Raw genomic sequence first — 19,579 nt, forward strand, 5'->3', positions numbered from 1 at the left:
GGGCCGGACGCGGGCCTGTCGGGGGCGGGCTTCGCGGCGGCGGCCGCGCCGGCTCCCGCCGCGGCGGCGCCCGGGGCGGGCTTGGCGGGCTCCGGATCGGGCACGCGCTTCGCCTTCAGGTCGAGGATCGGCCCGTCCGTGACCTTCTCGCCGGGCTTTCCGCCCGGCGGGGTGCTGCCCGCGAAGCCCGAGCGCGGCGGCTCGGCCTTGTTGGGCTCGGTCTTGTTGGGTTCGGTTTTGCCGGGTTCGAGCTTGCCGGCTTCGAGCTTGCCGGGCTCGGGTTTGACGGCGTCCGGCTTCGCGGGGCCGGGGATCGGCGCCCCGGCCATCGCCGCGCCGGCCGCCGTCGCGCCGGCCTTGGCGGGCTCGGATCTGCCGGGCTCGGATCTGCCGGGCTCGGTCTTGCCGGGCTCAATCCTGCCGGGCTCGAGCTTGCCCGCTTCCGCCTTCGCCGGCTCGGCCTTGCCGGGTTCCGGCTTCGACGCGGCCGGGGAGGCGGCCGTGCCCGGGCCGGCCGCGGCGGGCTTCGCCGGCTCGGTGCCGGGCGTTGCCGGCTTCGCGCCCGGAATGACGGGGCCGGAGCGGGTCGGGTCGGGCGTCCCGGCGGCGGGCTTCGGGGCATCGCCAGGCCGGCCTGCGGGGAGGGGGCCCGTGCCCGAGGCCTTGGCGGGCTCGAATTTCGACGCGCCGGGCTTCGGCGCGTCCGCCTTCACGGCGGGGCCGCTGCCGGGCTTGCCCGGCTCGGGGGCGCCGCCCCTGGCGGCATCCCTGAGACCGTCCTTGGGGCCATCCTTGGCACCTTGCGCGGATCCCGGGTTCGGTCCCGAAGACCCGGTGCCGGGACGGTTGGCGTCGCTCGAGGGTGGTTTCACGGCCCTTCTTCTCCCTTCTCGACGGTCCGCGCCGCCCCGGGCAACGAGGCAGCGGACGCAGGCGCGCCGCCGCTCGGACCGGGACGGGCATGACGGTGCGCCGCGCCGCTGCGGCCCTCTTCCCGGGGCCGCGATATCGGTCCCTCCTAGCACCGCGAGCCTCGCCGGGGCGAGACCCGTTGCCGGGACGGACGTCAGAACCTGTCCGCGAGCCCGGCGAGGAGGTCCTCCTCCCGGGGTCGCATGGCGACGAAATGGGCCGCGATCCCCCGCGCTTCCAGGGGCGCGGCCACGTCGTCCGACAGGCAGTAATGCCTGAGCCTGCCGAAAGCTCCGCCGTGACCGGCGGCTGCCGCCCGTTCGTACGCCACCTCCGCGCTGCGCCGCGAGTAGTGGAGGGCCGCGTCGAGCCGCCCGGCGGCGAGGGCCTGCGCCGCCGCCTCGGGCAGCCCCGCCACGGCTTCCGCGGCGTAGGCGACGAGGAGTGCGACCTCGTAGCCCGCGGCTGCGAGCGAGGCGGCGGGCTCGGCCTTGCGGTCCTCCCCGGCCGCGAGGAGGAGGCGGCAGCCCGGGGCGAACCGTGCGCGGACCCGGCCGGCCAGCGCCGCGCCGTCCCCTTCCGCCTCCTCGACCGGCCCGAGCCCGGCCGCGCGCGCCGCCTCCGCCGTGCGCGCGCCGACCGCCAGGACGGGGATGGCGCGCAGGCCCTCCATGCCGGGCGTGCGACCCAGCGCCTCGGCTCCGTTCGCACTCGTGAGCAGGATCGCGTCCGGCCGGCCGGGCGGCAGCGGCGCGCCGGTCGGCCGAACCGCGAGGACGGGCGCCACCAGGGGCTCGTGCCCGAGTTCCGCGAGGCGGCGGCCCGTGCGCGAGGCCCCGGGCTCGGGGCGCGACACCCAGATCCGCATCGGCGCTCAGCTCAAACCTTCGAGATCGAGGCGCACGGCGTGGCGCGCGCTCGCGCCCGGCGGCAGGCTGCGCTGGGAATCGCGCTCCGCAAGGGTGCCCGCGAAGCCCGCCCAATCGGCGTGCCCTGTCCAGCATTCGAGGGAGAGGAAGGGGGCGGTCGGCTTCGTCCAGACCGCGAGATGCGGGAAATCCTCCACCGCCATGCGGATCGCCGCGCCCTCCGGCCCGGCGAAGCGGAGCCAGCGGCTCCGCGCGTTGCGAAACACCAGGGCCTCGGTGAAGAGCGCCGGGTCGAGGGGCAGGAGGCGCCCGTCGAGGGGCACCTCGCGCTCCTCGCGCACGAGCAGGCCGCCCGCGCCCACCTCCGGCACGCGCGGCGTCTCCGCCGCCTCGAATTCCACCGCGTAGCCGCCGCCCGCCGCGCGGGTGCCGCCGGCGAAGGGCCAGGGGAAGGCCGGGTGGAAGCCGACCGCGTAGGGCAGCGCCGTCCCGCCGGGATTCCCGACCGTGACCGTGAAGTCGAGCCCCGCCGGCCGGATCCGGGCCGTGATGTCGAGGCGGAAGGCGAAGGGGTAATGCGCCCGGGTCTCGTCCCCATCCGTCAGGCGCAGCGTCACGGAATCGTCGCGGCGTTCGACGACGGCGAAGGTCAGGTCGCGGGCGAAGCCGTGCTGCGCCATCGGATAGGTGTTTCCCCCCGCCCGGATGAGCCCGCCCGCGGAGGCGCCGACCACGGGGAAGAGCCAGGGTGCGTGCCGGTTCCAGTGCTCGGGATCGCCGCTCCACAGGTATTCGCGGCCGCCGGCCCGCCAGGAGACGGGCTCCGCGCCCGTCAGGGCGATGCGCGCCGTGCTGCCGTCCGAGGCGCGGAGTTCGACGACGTCGCTCATGTCTCACACCCCGTTCCGGCCCGTCCCGCGGGCAGGACAGGTCTCGCAGGGGCGGGACGCGGGCACAAGCGCGGCGCCCCGCTCAGTCGAGCTGCCGCAAGCTGTCGAGATCGACCGGGCCGCCCTCGGCCTCGAGGCGGAGGCGGCCCGCCTCCTGCTGCGAGACGCCGCCGATCCGGTGCTCACCGCTGTCGTAGGTGGCGATGCGCCCGTCCCGCTCGACGAGGAGGCGCCTTGCCTCGGGGAAGACGGCGTAGCGCATCCCGTCCTGGCTGCCGCTGGAGGCGGGCGCGCCGAGATCCTGCGGCCACCACGCCCCGCCGCCGGAGGCGGGATTCATCGGCTCCAAGGGTTTCATCGGCTCCAAGGGCTTCATGGGTTCGAGCGGCTTCATCGGTTCCATCGGGTCCATCATCCGGCTCCTGGCTGTCCGGATGAGACGCGGAGCGCGGCGCTTGGTTGCCGCGTCTTCGCGTGCGCTTCCCGCGAGGCCGGGTCCTGCGCTAGGAAGGGCACGGATCAGCAGGAATCGGCAGAGCCCGTGAGGCCGGCACCCACGCGCACCCCCTCGGCAGGCGCCCGCGTCGCGGTCGGCGCCCGCTGGCGGCTGGCGCGCTGCCTCCTCGCCCTGCTGGCGATCCTCGCGCTGGCCGTGCCGGCCTCCGAGGGCCGCGCCGAGGCCGGCGCCCATCACGCGCTCGCCGAGCATCTCAGCCTCGACCTGGCGGAGCCGGGCTCCGACGCGCATCCCGACGGGGCGCTCGCCCATCATTGCGCCCATTGCGCCTGCCATCAGGCCGTGACGGCATCGCCGGCCGAGCCCGCCTCGTGCGCCGCCGCGGCCGAGATCCGCTTCCCCGCCCGCGCCGAGACCGGCCCCGCCCGGCCCGCATCCCCGCCCCGCCGGCCGCCCCGCGCCTGAATCCCGAGGCGGCCCGGTCGCCGCCAACGACGCGCGCGGGAAAAGCCCAGCGGCGTCGCCGATGCCTGTCCGCGCCCCGCGGTGATCCGCCGGGCCCTGCCGCGCCACGCGGCGTCACGGGATTGTCACAGCCATGTTTCGCATTCTCGCGGTTCCGGCCGCCCTCGCCGCGGGCGTCGCGGCGGGCCTTGCCGCGCCCGCCTTCTCGCCCGCGCTCCGAAGCGCGGCGGAGCCCCTCCTCGCGCGCCTGGCTGCCGCCACGGTCGCCGAGCGGCAGGCCGGGCACGATCACGGGGACCGGGATCACGCCGGTCACGATCATCCCGGTCGCGACCATGCCGATCACGACCATGCCGATCACGACCCTGCCGGCCACGATCACGCGGCTGGGCGGGAGGAGGGTGTCGTGACCCTGAGCGCGTCGCAGATCGAGGCCGCCGGCATCCGCGTGGTGGCGGCCCGTCCCGGCACCCTCGCGCGCAGCCTCGCCGTGCCAGGCATCGTCGTGCCCGACGGGGAGCGCGTGGCGCGGGTCGCCGCCAAGGTGATCGGCACGGTGGCCGAATTGCGCAAGCGCCTCGGCGAGTCCGTCGAGGCGGGCGAGGTCGTGGCCGTGCTCGACAGCCGCGAGGTGGCGGAGGCGAAGAACGACTACATCGCCGCCCTCGTCGGGCAGGACCTGCAGGAAACCCTGTTCGAGCGCGACCACGCCCTCTGGGACAAGAAGATCTCGGCCGAGCAGCAATTCCTGCGCGCCCGCACCGGCCTCGTCGAGGCCCGGCTCAAGGTCGATCTCGCCCGCCAGAAGCTCTCGGCCCTCGGCGTGCCCGAGTCCGAGGTCGCCGCGCTCGCCGACAACCCGGTCGCGGCGAAGCCCGGGCCGGGCGAGGACGAGCACACGGTGGGCCTGCGGCGTGCGCCCCGCCTCGGCCTGCAGCGCTACGAATTGCGCGCGCCGATCGGCGGTCAGGTCATCGAGCGCCGGGTCGATCTCGGCGCGCCGGTCAACGACGAGGGCCAGGAGAAGGAGATCTACACGATCGCCGATCTCTCCCGCGTCTGGGTCGAGCTCGCGGTGCCGGTGGCCGATCTCGGCGGCATCCGGCCCGGGCAGGCGGTTTCGCTGATGCGCGGGGACGAGCCCGCTACCCCGGGCCGCATCGTCTTCGTGAGCCCGATCCTCGATCGCGAGACCCGCGCCGCCAAGGTCGTCGCCTCGGTGGAGAACCCGGATCTGGCCTGGCGCCCGGGCGCCTTCGCCAGCGTGCGCATCGCGCTCCCGGGCGAGCCGGCCCCGATCCTCGTGCCGAAGGCGGCGTTGCAGACCGTCGAGGGCGAGACGGTGGTGTTCGTCGCCCGCGCCGGGGGCTTCGCGAAGCGCCCCGTCACGCTCGGGCGCGGGGACGGGCAGGCTGTCGCCCTGGTGTCGGGCGTGGCGGAGGGCGAGGAGGTCGCCGCCGAGAACAGCTTCGTGCTGAAGGCCGAGCTCGGCAAGGCCGAGGCCGAGCACGGCCACTGAGGAGGCGCGCCATGATCGACCGCATCGTCGCGGGCGCCATCGCCCATCGCTGGCTCGTGCTGCTCGCTTCCCTGGGGCTCGCCGCCCTCGGTCTCGCCGCGGCCGCGAGGCTTCCCATCGACGCCGTGCCCGACATCACCAACAACCAGGTGCAGGTGAACGCGCTGGCGCCCCAGCTCTCGCCCGCCGACATCGAGGCGCAGATCACCTACCCGCTGGAGACGGCGCTCGCCGGTATCCGGGGATTGGAGGTCACCCGCTCGCTCTCGCGCAACGGCTTTGCCCAGGTCACCGCGATCTTCAGCGAGGCGACGGACGTCTACTTCGCCCGCCAGCAGGTGAGCGAGCGCCTCGCCGAGGCCAAGGAGCGGATGCCGCCGGGCACCGAGCTGCGCCTCGGGCCGATCGCGACGGGCCTCGGCGAGGTGACGATGTGGAGCCTCGCCTTCGCCCTCCCGCACCGGACGGCCGAGCCCGGCCGGCCCGGCTTCCGGGCGGATGGCAGCTACCTGACGCCGGAGGGCGAGGTGCTGGCGCCGGGCTTCCAGCAGGCCGCCTATCTCCGCACGGTCCAGGACTGGATCGTGGCGCCCCAGCTCCGCACCGTGCCGGGCGTCGCCGGGATCGATTCCATCGGCGGCTACCGCAAGGAATACCGGGTCGAGCCGGACCCGGCCAAGCTGGTGGGCCTCGGCCTCTCCTTCGCCGACCTCGCGGCGGCGATCTCGGGCAACAACCAGAACCGGGGCGCGGCGACGATCGAGCGCAACGGCGAGGGCCTCGTGGTGCGCGCGAACGGGCGCGTCGAGAGCCCGGAGGAGATCGGCCGCATCGTCGTGGCGACCCGCAACGGCGTGCCCGTGCGCGTCTCGGACGTGGCGCGGGTCGGGATCGGGCGGGAGATCCGCACCGGCTCGGCGAGCGCCGACGGGGCGGAGGCCGTGATCGGCACCGCGCTCATGCGCATCGGCGAGAACAGCCGCACCGTGGCGGCCGCCGTCGACGCGCGGCTCGAGGAGATCGCCCGCACCCTGCCGCCCGGAGTCGCACTGCGCACGGTGCTCGACCGCTCCGTGCTCGTCGACGCCACCATCCGCACCGTGGCGACGAACCTCGCCGAGGGCGCGCTCCTCGTGGTGGCGGTGCTGTTCCTGCTGCTCGGCAACGTCCGGGCGGCCCTGATCGCGGCGCTCGTGATCCCGATCGCCATGCTGATGACCGTCATCGGCATGGTCGAGACCCGGGTCAGCGCCAACCTGATGAGCCTCGGCGCCCTCGATTTCGGCCTCATCGTCGACGGTGCCGTGATCATCACCGAGAACGCGCTACGCCGCCTCGCCGAGGCGCAGCGCGCGCTCGGGCGCCCCTTGCGCGAGGCGGAGCGCGTCGAGGCCGTGCGGCTCTCCGCAGAGGAGATGATCCGCCCGACCGTCTACGGGCAGGCGATCATCATCCTCGTCTACGTGCCGCTCCTCACCTTCACGGGGGTCGAGGGGAAGATGTTCGCGCCGATGGCCCTGACGGTGATCCTCGCCCTCGTCTCGGCCTTCGCCCTCTCCCTCACCTTCGTGCCGGCGCTGATCGCGATCCTGATCCGGGGGCCGGTCGCGGAGGGCGAGAACCGGCCCGTGCGGGTGCTTGCGGCCCTCTACCGGCCGCTCCTCGGGGCGGCCCTGCGCCGTCCCGTCCCGGTGGTCGCGGCGGCCGGGCTCCTCGTCGCCGGCAGCCTCGTCCTGGCCGGTCGGCTGGGCCAGGAATTCATGCCCCAGCTCGACGAGGGCAACATCGCGCTCCACGCGATGCGCATCCCCTCCACCGCCCTCGGCCAGTCCCAGGCCATGCAGATCGGCGTCGAGAGGGCGGTCTCCGGCCAGCCCGAGGTCGCCTTCGTCTTCTCGAAGACGGGCACCGCCGAGATCGCCTCCGACCCGATGCCGCCCAACGTCTCGGACACCTTCGTGATGCTGAAGCCCCGCGCCGAGTGGCCTGACCCGAGCCTGCCGAAGGCGGAGCTCGTCGCCCGGATCGAGACGGCGGTCGAGGCCCTGCCCGGCAACGCCTACGAGTTCACGCAGCCGATCCAGATGCGCTTCAACGAGCTTCTGGCCGGCACCCGCGGCGACCTCGCCGTGAAGGTGTTCGGCGAGCGCTTCGAGGCGATGCTGCCGGTGGCGAACCGCGTCGCGGCCGCGCTGCGCGCCACGCGCGGCGCCGAGGACGTGAAGGTCGAGCAGGCGGTCGGGCTGCCGGTGCTCGACATCCGGATCGACAAGGGGGAGATCGCGCGGCTCGGCCTCAGCCACCGGGCGGTGCAGGACGTGATCGGGGCGGCGATCGGCGGCCACGAGGCCGGCACGCTGTTCGAGGGGGACCGGCGCTTCCCCATCGTGGTGCGCCTCGCCGAGGATCCGCGCGCCGACCTCGACGTGCTGAAGGCGCTGCCCGTGCCGCTGCCGCGGGGGGAGCGCGCGGCCACGGTGCCCCTGCGCCAGGTCGCGGATTTCGCGGTGACGGAGGGGCCGAACCAGATCTCCCGCGAGAACGGCAAGCGGCGGGTCGTCGTCACGGCGAACGTGCGCGGGCGCGACATCGCCTCCGTCGTGGCCGAGGCGCAGGCGCGCGTCGCGGGCGTGGCGCTGCCGGCCGGGTCCTGGATCGCCTGGGGCGGCCAGTTCGAGAACCTCGCGGGCGTGCGCCAGCGGCTCGCGCTCGTCGTGCCCGCCTGCTTCGTCCTGATCCTCGTCTTCCTCTACGGGGCGCTGGGATCGTTCCGCGACGCGATCCTCGTGTTCAGCGCCGTGCCGCTCGCGCTGACGGGCGGCCTCGCGGCGCTCTGGCTCCGGGGCATGCCGCTCTCGGTGCCGGCGGCGGTGGGCTTCATCGCGCTCTCGGGAATCGCGGTGCTGAACGGCCTCGTGATGCTCACCCGCGTGCGCCAGGAGCGGGAGGCGGGCCTCCCGCTCGCGGCCGCGATCCGCGAGGGCGCGCTCGCGCGGCTGCGGCCCGTGGTGATGACCGCCCTCGTGGCCTCCCTCGGCTTCCTGCCGATGGCGCTCGCGACGGGCACGGGGGCCGAGGTGCAGCGCCCGCTCGCCACCGTCGTCGTCGGCGGCCTGATCAGCGCCACGCTGCTCACCCTCCTCGTGCTGCCGGCCCTGTACCGGCTGTTCGGGGCGGCCGACCGGGCCGAGGCGCCCGCCTGGGTCGCCGGGGCGGAGGAGGGGCGGGCTTGAGCCGGCCCGGCTTCGGGCACACATTGCCCGCTCCCCGCAGGAGGAGGCTCGGATGTCGGAGCACGTCTACAAGGTGGTCGAACTCGTCGGCTCCTCGACGGTATCGATCGAGGACGCGATCCAGGGCGCCATCGAGCGCGCGAGCCGGACGGTGCGGAACCTCCGCTGGTTCGAGGTGCTCGAGACGCGCGGCCAAGTCGCCGACGGCAAGGTCCAGCACTATCAGGTGACGCTGAAGGTCGGCTTCACCATGGAGGACGCCTGAGCGCGGCGGCCGCTACGGACGTCTCCAGGGAGCGGAATGGGGCGGTTAGCCCGCTGGCGCGGCCAGGCTCCCTGCCTCGGGATGTGCCGGGCCTGAACGAGGCGGGTCGCGGTCGCGCGGATCGCCCATGAAGATCCGCGCGCCTTGATCTTGCGCGGTGTCGCGGAATGGTCCGGCGCCCGGCATCGTTGCTCGCGCAACCTTCAATTGCAAAATCGTTCCAAGATTAACTCTCGCTTATCAGTCCTCGTCGCATTCAAAATACGTCTCTTGAGAATGCGCGGTCCTCCCCTATGCGTCTGTCCTTGAAAGTCGTCCTGATCGGCTCCATCGGCCTGCTCGGCTTGGCCGCGGCCGGGCAGGGCGCCGTCAACGTCGCCAAGCTCTCCTCGATCCGGCAGGACGTGCACGAGGTCGCGGTCAACTGGCTGCCCTCGGTCACCGCGATCCAGGAGATCAGCACGGGGACCCGCGAGATCCGCGTGAAGATCTACCGCTACGTCGTGGCCTCCGAGACGCCGCAGGCGCTCGCCGAGAACGGCAAGGCCCTCGACGACAGCCACCGCAGCCTCGACGCCCTGCGGCGCACCTACGAGCCGCTGATCTCCTCGCCCGAGGAGCGCGCGTTCTACGACGCGTTCCAGGCGAGCTGGAAGCGCTACATCGATCAGGAGACCCAGGCGCGCGGCCTGATGGATGCCGGCCGCAAGGCGGAGGCGCTCGCCCTGGTGACGAGTTCCGAGATGGCCCGCCTCAACAAGGACGCGATGCAGGCGCTCGCCCGCAGCGTTGATCTCAACAAGAAGGGCGCGGCCGAGAACAGCGCCGCCGCCGTTCAGGCGATCGGCTCGGCGACGGTCGCGGCCTACGTGGCGACGGCCCTGTCCCTCGTCGTCGGCCTCGCCGCGGCCCTGTTCAGCCTGCTCGGCATCGCCCGGCCGATCGAGCGGATGACGGCGGCGATGAGCCGTCTGGCGGGGGGCGACGCCGCCGCCGAGGTTCCGGCCAAGGGGCGGCGCGACGAGATCGGCGACATGGCCGCGGCCGTGCAGGTCTTCAAGGACAACCTGATCCGCACACGGCAGCTCGAGGAGGAGACGGCGCTCGCCCGCGCCGGCGCCGAGGCGCAGCGCAAGGCGGCGATGCGGGAGATGGCGGACGGCTTCGAGCGCGCGGTGAGCGGCATCGTCGGCACCGTGACCGCCGCCGCGACCGAGTTGCAGGCCACCGCCCAGACCATGACGGCGACCGCCTCGGAGACCGCGGGCCAGTCGGGCACCGTGGCGGTCGCCGCCGAGGAGGCCGCCTCCAACGTCAACACCGTCGCGGCGGCGGCGGAGGAACTCGGCTCCTCGGTCTCCGAGATCGGCCGGCAGGTCTCGGGCTCGGCCCATCTCGCCCAGCTCGCCGCCAGCGAGGCGGGCCAGACGAGCGCCCTGGTGCAGGAACTCAGCGCGGCCGCCACCCGCATCGGCGACGTCGTGGCGATGATCTCGACGATCGCGGGCCAGACCAACCTGCTCGCGCTCAACGCGACGATCGAGGCGGCGCGCGCCGGCGAGGCGGGCCGGGGCTTCGCGGTCGTGGCGGCCGAGGTGAAGGAGCTCGCCAACCAGACCGCGCGGGCGACCGAGGAGATCTCGGGCCAGATCGCCCGCATCCAGGGCTCGACCGGCCAGGCGGTCTCGGCCATCGGCGGCATCGCGGGCCGGATCCAGGAGATCAGCGCGGTCGCCACCACCATCGCGGCGGCGGTCGAGGAGCAGGGCGCGGCGACGCAGGAGATCGTGCGCAACATCACCCAGGCCGCCACGGGCACGGGGGAGGTCACGGCGAACATCGCGGGCGTCGCCCAGGCCGCCGAGGAGACGGGCGCGGCGGCGACCCAGGTGCTCGGCGCGGCCTCCGACCTGTCGCGGCAGTCGGAGCACCTCAACGCCGAGGTCTCGCGCGTCCTCGCCACCGTCAGGGCCGCCTGATCCGGGCGCGGTGCGGCGCGGAAGCCACAACCTGAAGTGTATTCAGGCCGCGCGCAGGACTTTCCGGCCCGGCGCCTTGTGCCGGCCGGCGCGCGGCTTAGCCTCAGCCTCGCCCGCCCGTAGCTTCCGGCGGGCAACCTCCATCTCGGGCGCGTCGGAAACGACGCTCCCTTTTTTTGTCTCGTGCGTTGCTGGAAGCCCGGGGCGGAACGTCGTCCGCGCCGGGGGCTGGATCGTTCCTTGCAGGGTGCGCCGTCACGATGTCGATCTCGCTGGCCATGCCGATCACCGAAGCCGCGCTCTTCACCGCGGGCTGCGCCGTCATCCACGCCCAGCGCGGTCGCGCGGAGCAGGTGACGGTGGCGCTGGCCTGCCTCGTGGTGCTGCTCGCCTTCGCGCTGGGCATCGCCAGCCTGCCGGAGGGCCTGCTGCGCGAGCAGGCCCCAATCGCCTTCAACCCGGATTCCGCGCTCGACTGAGCCCCGCCTTCAGGCCGCCCGCGCCCGCGCGGCGGGGCCGGCCCAGCGGGCCGGGACGCCGCGCCGCCGGCCCGCGGCCACGTCGAAATCGTCCTTCGGCAGCCGGGCGAGGAAGCGCTCGGCCAGCTCGACGACGAGGGCGTCCGGCCGCACGCGCTCGATGTATTCCCAGTCGAGATGGGCGGACCAGACGAAGTGCACCTCCGCGAAGCTCTCGGCCAGCAGCCCCGTGAGCAGGATCGGGGCGAAATGCGCGAAGGAATCGCCGAACAGGACCAGCCGGCGCGGGTCGATGCCGGGACCGGCGTTCCGGTAGATCACGTGCGCGCCCGTGTGCGGCGCCTCCGCACGCCCGGCCGCCTCGTGGGCCTCGACGAGGGCGTTCGCGTAGCGTCGCACCGCGTGGCGCTGCAGGTCCCAGTGCGTTGCGGTCTCGCGGGGCGCGCCCGGCAGCTTGCCGCCGAGGTCGCGCACGAGGTCGAGGTCGAAGCGGGGGCGCTCGCCGATATCGGCGGGCGGAACGGCGCCGAGCGCCCGCATCACTTCGCGGTAGGCGAGCAGGCAGCCGTCGACCGTCCAGTGGGTGTCGGTCCGCTGGTAGAGGGGCACCGGGCCGTCGCGAGCGGCGCGGAAGGGCGTCAGCAGGTCGACATAGCCGGGAAGCCCCATCAGCCGCCGGGCGAGGAGGCGCGTCGACGCCCGGCCCGGATCGTAGGCGAGGTCGCGGGTCATGTTGTCGTAGACCGAGAGCTTGGCGGGCACGATCGCGTGGACGCAGCGGATGCCGAGCCCGGCCGCCCGCGCGGTGCGCGCCTCGATCAGGCGGGCCCAGCGGCGCAGGTGCCACCAGCGCAGCAGCCCCCCGCCGTACTGGTCGAGGGCGCGGTTGCTGCCGCCGGTGAGGAAGAGCCAGCCGTCCCGCCCGACATGGACGGTATCCCGAGATTTGCGGAGCATGGCGCGTCTGTAGCCGAGGGGCGCCAGCGGCGATACCGCCCGGGACCCGGGCTGCCTCCTCCGCGTTGCCGGGCATGGAGAGCCTCGACCTTCGGATGCCCGACGCGCCGGCGCCTCGCCCGGCGGCGCGCCCCGCCCGCCTCTGGCGCCCGCGCCGCGTCCTCGTCACCCCGGCGGCCCTGGACCACGCCCACGGGCGCGCGATGCTGGCCCGCCTCGAAGGGCAGGGGCTTCCCGTCGAGCGGCTCCCCGCGAACCGGCTCACGGGCCTGCGGGGGGCGGACCCGCGCCGGGCCTACGCGGAGGCCAAGGCGACGCTCGCCCTCGTCGTGGCGCCGCCGACCAAGCTGAGGCTCCAGCCGATCCCGCCCTCGGCCGACTGGCGCTTCGACCTCGCCGAGGGCTGCCCGGCGCATTGCCAGTACTGCTATCTCGCGGGCTCGCTCTCCGGGCCGCCGGTGACGCGGGTCTACGCCAATCTCGACGCGATCCTGGGAAACCTCGCCTCCTACGCCGGGCACGGCGCGGTCACCTCGGCCTCGGAGGCGCGCGCGGGGGAGGGGACCACCTTCGAGGCCTCCTGCTACACCGACCCCCTCGGGATCGAGCACCTGACGGGCTCGCTCGGCGCCGCGATCCGGCATTTCGGCGCCTGGGACGCGCCGGTGCAGCTGCGCGTCACCACGAAGTTCGCCGCGGTCGAGCCCCTGCTCGGGCTGCCCCACAACAGGCGCACGCGCCTGCGCTTCTCGGTCAACGCCGCGAAGGCCGCCCGCTACGAGGGCGGCACCGCCCCTCTGCCCGAGCGCCTCGCCGCGATGGGCGCGGCGGCGCGGGTGGGATACCCGGTCGGGCTCACCATCGCACCGATCCTCGCCTTCGAGGGCTGGCGCGAGGGCTACGCCGCGCTGATCGCGGACGCCGCCCGCGCGCTCGCGGGCGTGCCCGACCTCGACCTGACGGCCGAGCTCATCACGCACCGCTTCACGCCGGGCTCGAAGGCGGTGCTGGAGGGCTGGTATCCGGGCTCGGACCTGCCGATGGAGGAGGCCGCGCGCAGCCGCAAGCTCACCAAGTTCGGGGGCGTGAAATACGTCTTCCCGCGCGACCTGATGGCGGAGATGCGCGGCACGCTGACGGCCCTCCTGGCGCGGGACCTGCCGGCGGCACGGGTCCTGTACTGGACGTGAGGGATGCGCGCCGGATCGCGCAGCCTGCCCTGGACCTGCCGCCCGCCCGCGCCATTTCGGGCCGATGCACCGCCCCGGCGACCCCTCCGACCCGCTGATCCTGACGCTCGAACTCGACGCGGAGACCTTCGCGCGGTTCGATGGCCTGCGGCGGCGCCACTTCCCGGAGCGGCTGAACCACATCCCGGCCCACGTCACCCTGTTCCACCACCTGCCGGGTCCGGAGGAGCGCGGCGTGACCGAGACGGTCGCGGCCCTCGTGCGCACGGTGGCGCCGCCCGAGGTCGCGGTGACGGGTCTGCGCTTCCTCGGCCGCGGCGTCGCCTTCAACCTCGAATCGGAGGCGCTGTCGGGCCTCCGGGCGCGCCTCGCCCGCGCCTTCGAGGGGCACCTCACCGCGCAGGACCGGCAGGGCTTCCGCCCGCACGTCACCGTTCAGAACAAGGTGGAGCCGGAGGTCGCCCGCGCGCTCCAGGCCGGGCTGGAACAGGATTTCCGCCCATTCCGTTTCACCGCTCCGGGGCTCATCCTGTGGCGCTATCTCGGCGGTCCCTGGGAGGAGCGCGCCCGGTTCGCGTTCGGAGCCTTCTCGTGAGCCTGCCCGCAACCCCCTCTCGGAAGGCAAGCCGGTGAAGGCGCTCCACTCCGCCCGCGGGAATCCGCTCTTCGGCCGGGCGATGGGGGTGTGGCTGCGGCTTCGCCTCAACGAGGTCGGGCCGCTCGCCGCCCTGCTCACCCTCAGCCTCCTCGGCTTCGGCTTCTTCGCGCTCGCCGACGCGGTGGGCGAGGGATCGACCGCGGCCCTCGACCGCCGGATCCTGCTGGCGCTGCGCAACCCGGCCGACCTCGCCGACCCGGTCGGCCCGCGCTGGCTCGAGGAGACGATGCGCGACATCACCGGGCTCGGCAGCGTCTTCACCATCGTCTTCGTCACGGCGGCCGTCGCCGCCTACCTCGCGCTCGCGGGCAAGCAGCGCCTCGCCGCCTTCGTGGTGGCGGCGGTGGGCGGGGGCGAGATCGTCTCGACGGTGCTGAAGCTGTTCTACCACCGGCCGCGGCCGGACCTCGTGCCGCACGGCATGGAGGTGTTCACCGCGAGCTTCCCGAGCGGGCACGCCATGATGTCGGCGATCGCCTACCTCACGCTCGCCACGCTGCTCGCCCGGGTCGATCCGCACCGGCGCGTCAAGGCGCTGGTTCTCGCGCTCGGCATCTTCATCACCCTCTGCGTCGGGATCAGCCGGGTCTATCTCGGCGTGCACTGGCCAAGCGACGTCCTGGCCGGCTGGTGCGTCGGCGCGGCCTGGGCGGCCCTGTGCTGGTTCGTCGCGCTGCAGCTCCAGCGCCGGGGCGAGGTCGAGGCGCCGGACCCGCCCCCGCCGGCCTGAAGCCTCGGAACACTCCCTCCGAAGCCCGCGTTCGCACCGTTGAGTGGCCGCCGATCCGGCCGGGCCGCTCCCGGCCCCCGATCGCACCCGGCCTCACGACCCCCTTCGAGCACGCGAGAGCCCATGGCGGAAGACGATCTCCATCTGTCCCGGCGCAACCTCCTGCGGGCGGGCGGCGCGACGCTGACCGGCGCGGCGCTCGCCATGGCGGGCCCGGCCTCGGCGGCGCAGAACCCGCCGGGCGGGCCGGCCGTGCCGGCCGATACGGGGGCCGTCCAGGGCAGCCGGATCGTCTTCCCGAATTGGCGCGGCCCCGGCGACCGGACGCCGCCGCCCCCGCCCGCGCCGATGCCGCTGGAGAAGCGCGTCGGCTTCTGCCTCGTCGGCCTCGGGCGCCTCAGCCTGGAAGAGCTGCTGCCGGCCTTCGCGGAGAGCAAGAAGGCCCGGATCGTCGCGCTGATGTCGGGCTCGCCCGACAAGGCCAAACTCGTCGCGCAGCAATACGGGGTCGCGCCGGACGCGGTCTACGGATACGGCGACTGGGACAGGCTGAAGCAGAACGCCGCGGTGCAGGCGGTCTACATCGTCACGCCGAACGCGGTCCATCGCGACCAGGTGATCGCGGCGGCCGGGGCGGGCAAGCACGTGCTCTGCGAGAAGCCGATGGCGGCGAACTCCGCCGAGGCTCGCGACATGATCGCCGCCTGCGAGCGGGCGAACGTGCGGCTGATGATCGCCTATCGCTGCCAGTACGAGCCCTACAACCGCGAGGTGGCGCGCCTCGTCCGCTCCGGCGCCTACGGCCGGCCGCGGCTGATCCAGGCGTTCAACGGCCAGACCACGGGCCTGCCCGAGCAATGGCGCCTCAAGAAGGCGCTGGCGGGCGGGGGCGCGCTGCCCGACATCGGCATCTACTGCCTCAACCCGGCGCGCGCCGTCCTCGGCGAGGAGCCGGTCTCGGTGCAGGCGCAGATCTTCTCGCCGCCCGAGGATCCGAAATTCGCCGAGGTCGAGGAGACGGTGAGCTTCACCCTCCGCTTCCCCTCGGGCACGATCGCGCAATGCCTGACGAGCTACGGCGTCCACGAGGCGCGGCGCATGAGCGTGCACACGCAGGCCGCCGACATCGCGCTCGAGAACGCCTTCGCCTACGAGGGCCAGCGCCTGATCGTCTCCCACAAGGACGGCCCGCAGGAATCGCGCGACAACCGCGTGCTGGCGCAGAAGAACCAGTTCGCCCTGGAGATCGACCACTTCGCCCGCTGCGTGCTGGAGAACCGCCGCCCGCGCACGCCCGGCGAGGAGGGGCTGCAGGACCACGTGCTGATGGAGGCGATCTACGAATCCGCCCGCACGGGTGCGCCCGTCACGGTCGGGCCGCCCCCGGGCGCGGGCGGCGGCCTCGACGTGACCCGCGGGCCGGAACTCGACGAGGCGGGCTGAGCCCCGCGGCCGGGCGGCCCCTTTCGCCCGCGCCGCCCATGCCGTAAGGGGCCGGGGATCCACCCCCCGACAGCTCCCGGACCCCTTCGGCACGCATGATACGCCTCGAGAAGATCGGCAAGCAGAACGGCCGGCAACTCGTCTTCGTCGAGGCGTCCGCCGCCCTGCAGAAGGGCGAGAAGGTCGGGCTCGTCGGCCCGAACGGCGCCGGCAAGACGACCCTGTTCCGGATGATCACGGGCCAGGAGGAGCCCGACGAGGGCCAGGTCCTGGCCGAGCGCGGCATCACGATCGGCTATTTCAGCCAGGATGTCGGCGAGATGTCGGGACGCAGCGTCGTCTCGGAGGTGATGGCGGGCGCAGGGCCCGTCAGCGTCGTCGCGGCGGAGCTGAAGGAGATCGAATCGGCGCTGGCCGATCCCGACCGGATGGACGAGATGGAGGCCCTCGTCGAGCGCTACGGCGAGGTGCAGGCCCGCTTCGAGGAGCTCGACGGCTACGCCCTCGAAGGCCGCGCCTACGAGGTGCTCGCCGGCCTCAGCTTCAGCCAGGAGATGATGGACGGCGATGTCGGGCGCCTCTCGGGCGGCTGGAAGATGCGCGTCGCGCTCGCCCGCATCCTCCTGATGCGGCCTGACGTGATGCTGCTCGACGAGCCGAGCAACCACCTCGACCTGGAGAGCCTGATCTGGCTCGAATCCTTCCTCAAGGGTTACGACGGCGCCCTGCTGATGACCTCGCACGACCGCGAGTTCATGAACCGGATCGTCACCAAGATCGTCGAGATCGACGGCGGCGCGCTCACCACCTATTCGGGCGACTACGCCTTCTACGAGCAGCAGCGGGCGCTCAACGAATCGCAGCAGCAGGCGCAGTTCGAGCGCCAGCAGGCGATGCTCGCCAAGGAGATCAAGTTCATCGAGCGCTTCAAGGCCCGGGCGAGCCACGCCGCTCAGGTCCAGAGCCGGGTGAAGAAGCTCGACAAGATCGAGCGCGTCGAGCCGCCCAAGCGCCGGCAGACGGTGCTGTTCGACTTCCCGCCCGCGCCCCGCTCGGGCGACGACGTGGTCAGCCTGAAGAACGTGCACAAGCGCTACGGCAGCCGCAGCATCTATGCCGGCCTCGACTTCGCGGTGCGGCGCAGGGAGCGCTGGTGCGTGATGGGCATCAACGGCGCCGGCAAGTCCACCCTGCTCAAGCTCGTCACCGGCACGGCGCAGCCCGACGACGGCACGGTGGCGCTCGGCGGCAGCGTGAAGCTCGGCTACTTCGCGCAGCACGCCATGGACCTCCTCGACGGCGAGCGCACGGTGTTCCAGTCCCTGGAGGACGCCTTCCCCCAGGCGGGGCAGGGCTCGCTGCGGGCGCTGGCCGGCTGCTTCGGCTTCTCGGGCGACGACGTGGAGAAGCGCTGCCGGGTGCTCTCGGGCGGCGAGAAGGCCCGGCTGGTGATGGCCTTGATGCTGTTCGACCCGCCGAACTTCCTCGTCCTCGACGAGCCCACCAACCACCTCGACATGGCGACGAAGGAGATGCTGATCACGGCGCTCTCGGGCTACGAGGGCACCATGCTGTTCGTCTCCCACGACCGGCACTTCCTGTCCGCGCTCTCGAACCGGGTGCTCGAACTGACGCCCGAGGGCATCCACCAGTACGGCGGCGGCTACACCGAGTACGTGGCCCGCACCGGCCAGGAGGCGCCGGGCCTGCGGAGCTGAGGCCCCGGCGCGCCGCGGCTCAGGGCACGCCGCCGCTCAGGGCGCCCCGCCGGAGAACCGGGCGCGGTAATCCTGGGGGCTGACGCCGAGGCGGCGCAGGAACGCGCGCCGCAGCGTCTCCTCCGAGCCGAAGCCGCAGCGGGCCGCGACCTGCTTGACCGGCAGGCGGGTGTCGGTGAGGAGCCGGCGCGCCGCCTCGATGCGCAAGTCCTCCACCGCCTCGGCGGGGCTGCGCCCGGTGGCGCTCTGGTAGTGGCGGCCGAAGCTGCGCAGGCTCATCCCGGCCCGCGCCGCGAGCCGGGGCACCGACAGGTCGGCGGCGAGGTTGTCGGCCATGAAGGCGTGGAGCGGCCCGAAGCGGTCGTCGGCCGCCTGGAGGTCGAGGGCCGCCGAGAACTGGGCCTGCCCGCCCGGCCGCTTCAGGAAGACGACGAGGTGGCGGGCCACCGCCAGGGCCGCGGCGCGTCCGAGATCGGCCTCGACCAGGGCGAGGGCGAGGTCGATCCCCGCCGTCACGCCGGCCGAGGTCCAGACGGAGCCGTCGCGCACGAAGATCGGGTCGGCCTCGACCCGCACCGCGGGGTAGCGCGACGCGAGGCGCGCGCAGCAGCCCCAATGCGTCACCGCCCGGCGCCCGTCGAGCAGGCCGGCCTCCGCCAGCAGGAAGGCGCCGGTGCAGACGGACACGACGCGCTCGGCCGAGGCGGCGCGCCGCACCACCCAGTCCCGCAGCGGGGCCCGCTCGGCGGCCGCGAAGATCCCGGTCCCGCCCGGGATCAGCAGTGTCCCGAGCGGCGTCCCCGGGTCCGGCAGCGGGTCGGTCGCGAGGCTGATCCCGGCCGAGGCCGCGACCGGGCCTGCGCCCTCGGAGACGAGCCGCGTCGCGTAGGCCTCCGTCCCCGTCAGCTCGTTGGCGCTGGCGAAGACCTGCAGCGGCCCCGCCGCGTCGAGGACCTGCAGGTCCGCGAAGGCGAGGACCTCGACGCTGTGCCGGGGCTTTGGCCGAAAGCGAGGGGGGATTGGCATCTCGGCCGCAGCATCGCCCGCTAGTCTCCGGTCGTCCATCCCTGAGCTCGAGCCCCATGAACGACGCGACACCCTCCCCGAACCCCGAGACCCGTCCGCCGCTGGAGATCGGCTTCCTGCTCTTTCCCGGAATCCAGCAGCTCGACCTGACCGGCCCCTACGAGATCTTCGCCACGCTGCCCGGCACCCGGATCCATCTCGTGGCGGCGCAGCACGGCCCCGTCCGGAGCGTCACCGGCCTCCCCCTGATGCCGACCGCGACCTTCGCCGAATGCCCGCCCCTCGACGTGGTCTGCGTGCCCGGCGGCCTCGGCATGCTGGCGCTCCTCGAGGACGAGGCGACGCTCGCCTTCCTCCGCCGGCAGGCGGCGGGCGCGCGCTTCGTCACGGCGGTCTGCACGGGCGCGCTGGTGCTGGGGGCAGCCGGGCTCCTGCGCGGGCGGCGGGCCACGACCCATTGGGCGCTCCACGACGCGCTGGCCGCCTTCGGGGCGATTCCCGTGGCGGAGCGGGTGGTGCGGGACGGGAGCGTCGTCACCGGCGGCGGCGTCACGGCCGGGATCGATTTCGCGCTCACGCTGGCGGCCGAGCTCGCCGACCCGGTCGACGCCGAGGCGGTGGGCCTGCTCCTCGAATACGCTCCCGCCCCGCCCTTCGCCTCGGGCCGGCCGGAGACGGCCTCGCCCGAGATCCTCGCCCGCTGCGCGGCGTGGATGGAGGCGGACCGGGCGGAGGCGGAGGCGCGCATCGCCGCGGCGGCGCGGCGGGCGGCCTGAGGCGGCGGATCGT

At 74.0% G+C, this 19,579-nt stretch carries 17 protein-coding genes and 1 pseudogene; 12 read left to right on the forward strand and 6 right to left on the reverse strand.

Annotation, left to right across the window (positions count from 1 at the left end; translation table 11 throughout):
* From E1J50_RS11675 to E1J50_RS11690, 4 genes and pseudogenes are all read right to left on the reverse strand, one after another.
* Positions 1–872 (reverse strand): annotated as a pseudogene (locus E1J50_RS11675) (hypothetical protein); the annotation flags it as partial.
* A gap of 194 nt (positions 873–1,066) precedes the next feature.
* On the reverse strand, positions 1,067–1,780 hold the full coding sequence (locus E1J50_RS11680) for a uroporphyrinogen-III synthase (protein ID WP_132253725.1): 714 nt from the start codon (positions 1,778–1,780) through the stop codon (positions 1,067–1,069).
* 6 nt (positions 1,781–1,786) lie between these two features.
* On the reverse strand, positions 1,787–2,671 hold the full coding sequence (locus E1J50_RS11685) for an aldose 1-epimerase family protein (RefSeq protein WP_132253727.1): 885 nt from the start codon (positions 2,669–2,671) through the stop codon (positions 1,787–1,789).
* A gap of 82 nt (positions 2,672–2,753) precedes the next feature.
* Positions 2,754–3,074 carry a hypothetical protein gene (locus E1J50_RS11690; RefSeq protein ID WP_245516539.1) on the reverse strand — a complete coding sequence of 107 codons (321 nt, stop codon included), beginning with the start codon at positions 3,072–3,074 and terminating at the stop codon, positions 2,754–2,756.
* A 138-nt stretch (positions 3,075–3,212) separates the two neighbouring features.
* Here E1J50_RS11690 and E1J50_RS11695 point away from each other — a divergent pair, with 138 nt between their 5' ends.
* The 6 genes from E1J50_RS11695 (at position 3,213) to E1J50_RS11720 (ending at position 11,068) form a co-directional block, all read left to right on the forward strand.
* A complete protein-coding gene (locus tag E1J50_RS11695; RefSeq protein ID WP_132253729.1) occupies positions 3,213–3,593 on the forward strand; it encodes a hypothetical protein in 381 nt (126 codons plus the stop codon).
* 133 nt (positions 3,594–3,726) lie between these two features.
* Positions 3,727–5,112 carry an efflux RND transporter periplasmic adaptor subunit gene (locus E1J50_RS11700; protein ID WP_132253731.1) on the forward strand — a complete coding sequence of 462 codons (1,386 nt, stop codon included), beginning with the start codon at positions 3,727–3,729 and terminating at the stop codon, positions 5,110–5,112.
* 11 nt (positions 5,113–5,123) lie between these two features.
* On the forward strand, positions 5,124–8,345 hold the full coding sequence (locus E1J50_RS11705; RefSeq protein ID WP_132253733.1) for an efflux RND transporter permease subunit: 3,222 nt from the start codon (positions 5,124–5,126) through the stop codon (positions 8,343–8,345).
* 52 nt (positions 8,346–8,397) lie between these two features.
* Positions 8,398–8,610 (forward strand): dodecin, encoded by a 213-nt coding sequence (locus E1J50_RS11710; protein ID WP_132253735.1) that lies wholly within the window; start codon positions 8,398–8,400, stop codon positions 8,608–8,610.
* Positions 8,611–8,903: 293 nt separating this feature from the next.
* Positions 8,904–10,589, forward strand: a complete 1,686-nt coding sequence (locus E1J50_RS11715) for a methyl-accepting chemotaxis protein (RefSeq protein WP_132253737.1) — start codon at positions 8,904–8,906, stop codon at positions 10,587–10,589.
* A 260-nt stretch (positions 10,590–10,849) separates the two neighbouring features.
* Positions 10,850–11,068, forward strand: a complete 219-nt coding sequence (locus E1J50_RS11720; protein WP_132253740.1) for a hypothetical protein — start codon at positions 10,850–10,852, stop codon at positions 11,066–11,068.
* 9 nt (positions 11,069–11,077) lie between these two features.
* On the opposite strand, the gene E1J50_RS11725 is transcribed toward E1J50_RS11720, so the two are convergent.
* Positions 11,078–12,025, reverse strand: a complete 948-nt coding sequence (locus tag E1J50_RS11725) for an alginate O-acetyltransferase AlgX-related protein (RefSeq protein WP_132253742.1) — start codon at positions 12,023–12,025, stop codon at positions 11,078–11,080.
* A gap of 95 nt (positions 12,026–12,120) precedes the next feature.
* On the opposite strand from E1J50_RS11725, the gene E1J50_RS11730 reads away from it, so the two are divergent.
* From E1J50_RS11730 to E1J50_RS11750, 5 genes are all read left to right on the forward strand, one after another.
* Complete coding sequence (locus tag E1J50_RS11730) at positions 12,121–13,215, forward strand: SPL family radical SAM protein (RefSeq protein ID WP_132253744.1); 1,095 nt, start codon at positions 12,121–12,123, stop codon at positions 13,213–13,215.
* 64 nt (positions 13,216–13,279) lie between these two features.
* On the forward strand, positions 13,280–13,810 hold the full coding sequence (locus E1J50_RS11735; RefSeq protein ID WP_132253747.1) for a 2'-5' RNA ligase family protein: 531 nt from the start codon (positions 13,280–13,282) through the stop codon (positions 13,808–13,810).
* A gap of 82 nt (positions 13,811–13,892) precedes the next feature.
* Positions 13,893–14,603: a phosphatase PAP2 family protein gene (locus E1J50_RS11740; protein WP_132253796.1), complete on the forward strand. Its 711-nt coding sequence runs from the start codon at positions 13,893–13,895 to the stop codon at positions 14,601–14,603.
* 123 nt (positions 14,604–14,726) lie between these two features.
* A complete protein-coding gene (locus E1J50_RS11745; protein WP_132253749.1) occupies positions 14,727–16,046 on the forward strand; it encodes a Gfo/Idh/MocA family protein in 1,320 nt (439 codons plus the stop codon).
* Between the two features lie 95 nt (positions 16,047–16,141).
* Positions 16,142–17,764 (forward strand): ABC-F family ATP-binding cassette domain-containing protein, encoded by a 1,623-nt coding sequence (locus E1J50_RS11750; protein WP_132253751.1) that lies wholly within the window; start codon positions 16,142–16,144, stop codon positions 17,762–17,764.
* Positions 17,765–17,800: 36 nt separating this feature from the next.
* On the opposite strand, the gene E1J50_RS11755 is transcribed toward E1J50_RS11750, so the two are convergent.
* Positions 17,801–18,790, reverse strand: coding sequence for a GlxA family transcriptional regulator (locus tag E1J50_RS11755; RefSeq protein WP_132253753.1), 990 nt, complete (start codon positions 18,788–18,790; stop codon positions 17,801–17,803).
* Between the two features lie 56 nt (positions 18,791–18,846).
* Between E1J50_RS11755 and E1J50_RS11760 the strand changes: the two genes are divergently transcribed.
* Positions 18,847–19,566, forward strand: a complete 720-nt coding sequence (locus tag E1J50_RS11760; RefSeq protein WP_132253756.1) for a DJ-1/PfpI family protein — start codon at positions 18,847–18,849, stop codon at positions 19,564–19,566.
* The last annotated feature ends 13 nt before the right edge of the window (positions 19,567–19,579 follow it).

This window comes from Methylobacterium segetis (assembly GCF_004348265.1).
Taxonomy (GTDB): Bacteria; Pseudomonadota; Alphaproteobacteria; order Rhizobiales; family Beijerinckiaceae; genus Methylobacterium; species Methylobacterium segetis.

Excerpts from the sequence above, each read along its gene's own strand:
- E1J50_RS11680 (WP_132253725.1), bottom strand. The coding sequence starts at position 1,780 with ATGCGGATCTGGGTGTCGCGCCCCGAGCCCGGGGCCTCGCGCACGGGC.
- E1J50_RS11685 (WP_132253727.1), bottom strand. The coding sequence starts at position 2,671 with ATGAGCGACGTCGTCGAACTCCGCGCCTCGGACGGCAGCACGGCGCGC.
- E1J50_RS11690 (WP_245516539.1), bottom strand. The coding sequence starts at position 3,074 with ATGGAACCGATGAAGCCGCTCGAACCCATGAAGCCCTTGGAGCCGATG.
- E1J50_RS11700 (WP_132253731.1), top strand. The coding sequence starts at position 3,727 with ATGTTTCGCATTCTCGCGGTTCCGGCCGCCCTCGCCGCGGGCGTCGCG.
- E1J50_RS11705 (WP_132253733.1), top strand. The coding sequence starts at position 5,124 with ATGATCGACCGCATCGTCGCGGGCGCCATCGCCCATCGCTGGCTCGTG.
- E1J50_RS11710 (WP_132253735.1), top strand. The coding sequence starts at position 8,398 with ATGTCGGAGCACGTCTACAAGGTGGTCGAACTCGTCGGCTCCTCGACG.
- E1J50_RS11715 (WP_132253737.1), top strand. The coding sequence starts at position 8,904 with ATGCGTCTGTCCTTGAAAGTCGTCCTGATCGGCTCCATCGGCCTGCTC.
- E1J50_RS11720 (WP_132253740.1), top strand. The coding sequence starts at position 10,850 with ATGTCGATCTCGCTGGCCATGCCGATCACCGAAGCCGCGCTCTTCACC.
- E1J50_RS11725 (WP_132253742.1), bottom strand. The coding sequence starts at position 12,025 with ATGCTCCGCAAATCTCGGGATACCGTCCATGTCGGGCGGGACGGCTGG.
- E1J50_RS11730 (WP_132253744.1), top strand. The coding sequence starts at position 12,121 with ATGCCCGACGCGCCGGCGCCTCGCCCGGCGGCGCGCCCCGCCCGCCTC.
- E1J50_RS11735 (WP_132253747.1), top strand. The coding sequence starts at position 13,280 with ATGCACCGCCCCGGCGACCCCTCCGACCCGCTGATCCTGACGCTCGAA.
- E1J50_RS11740 (WP_132253796.1), top strand. The coding sequence starts at position 13,893 with ATGGGGGTGTGGCTGCGGCTTCGCCTCAACGAGGTCGGGCCGCTCGCC.
- E1J50_RS11745 (WP_132253749.1), top strand. The coding sequence starts at position 14,727 with ATGGCGGAAGACGATCTCCATCTGTCCCGGCGCAACCTCCTGCGGGCG.
- E1J50_RS11750 (WP_132253751.1), top strand. The coding sequence starts at position 16,142 with ATGATACGCCTCGAGAAGATCGGCAAGCAGAACGGCCGGCAACTCGTC.
- E1J50_RS11755 (WP_132253753.1), bottom strand. The coding sequence starts at position 18,790 with ATGCCAATCCCCCCTCGCTTTCGGCCAAAGCCCCGGCACAGCGTCGAG.
- E1J50_RS11760 (WP_132253756.1), top strand. The coding sequence starts at position 18,847 with ATGAACGACGCGACACCCTCCCCGAACCCCGAGACCCGTCCGCCGCTG.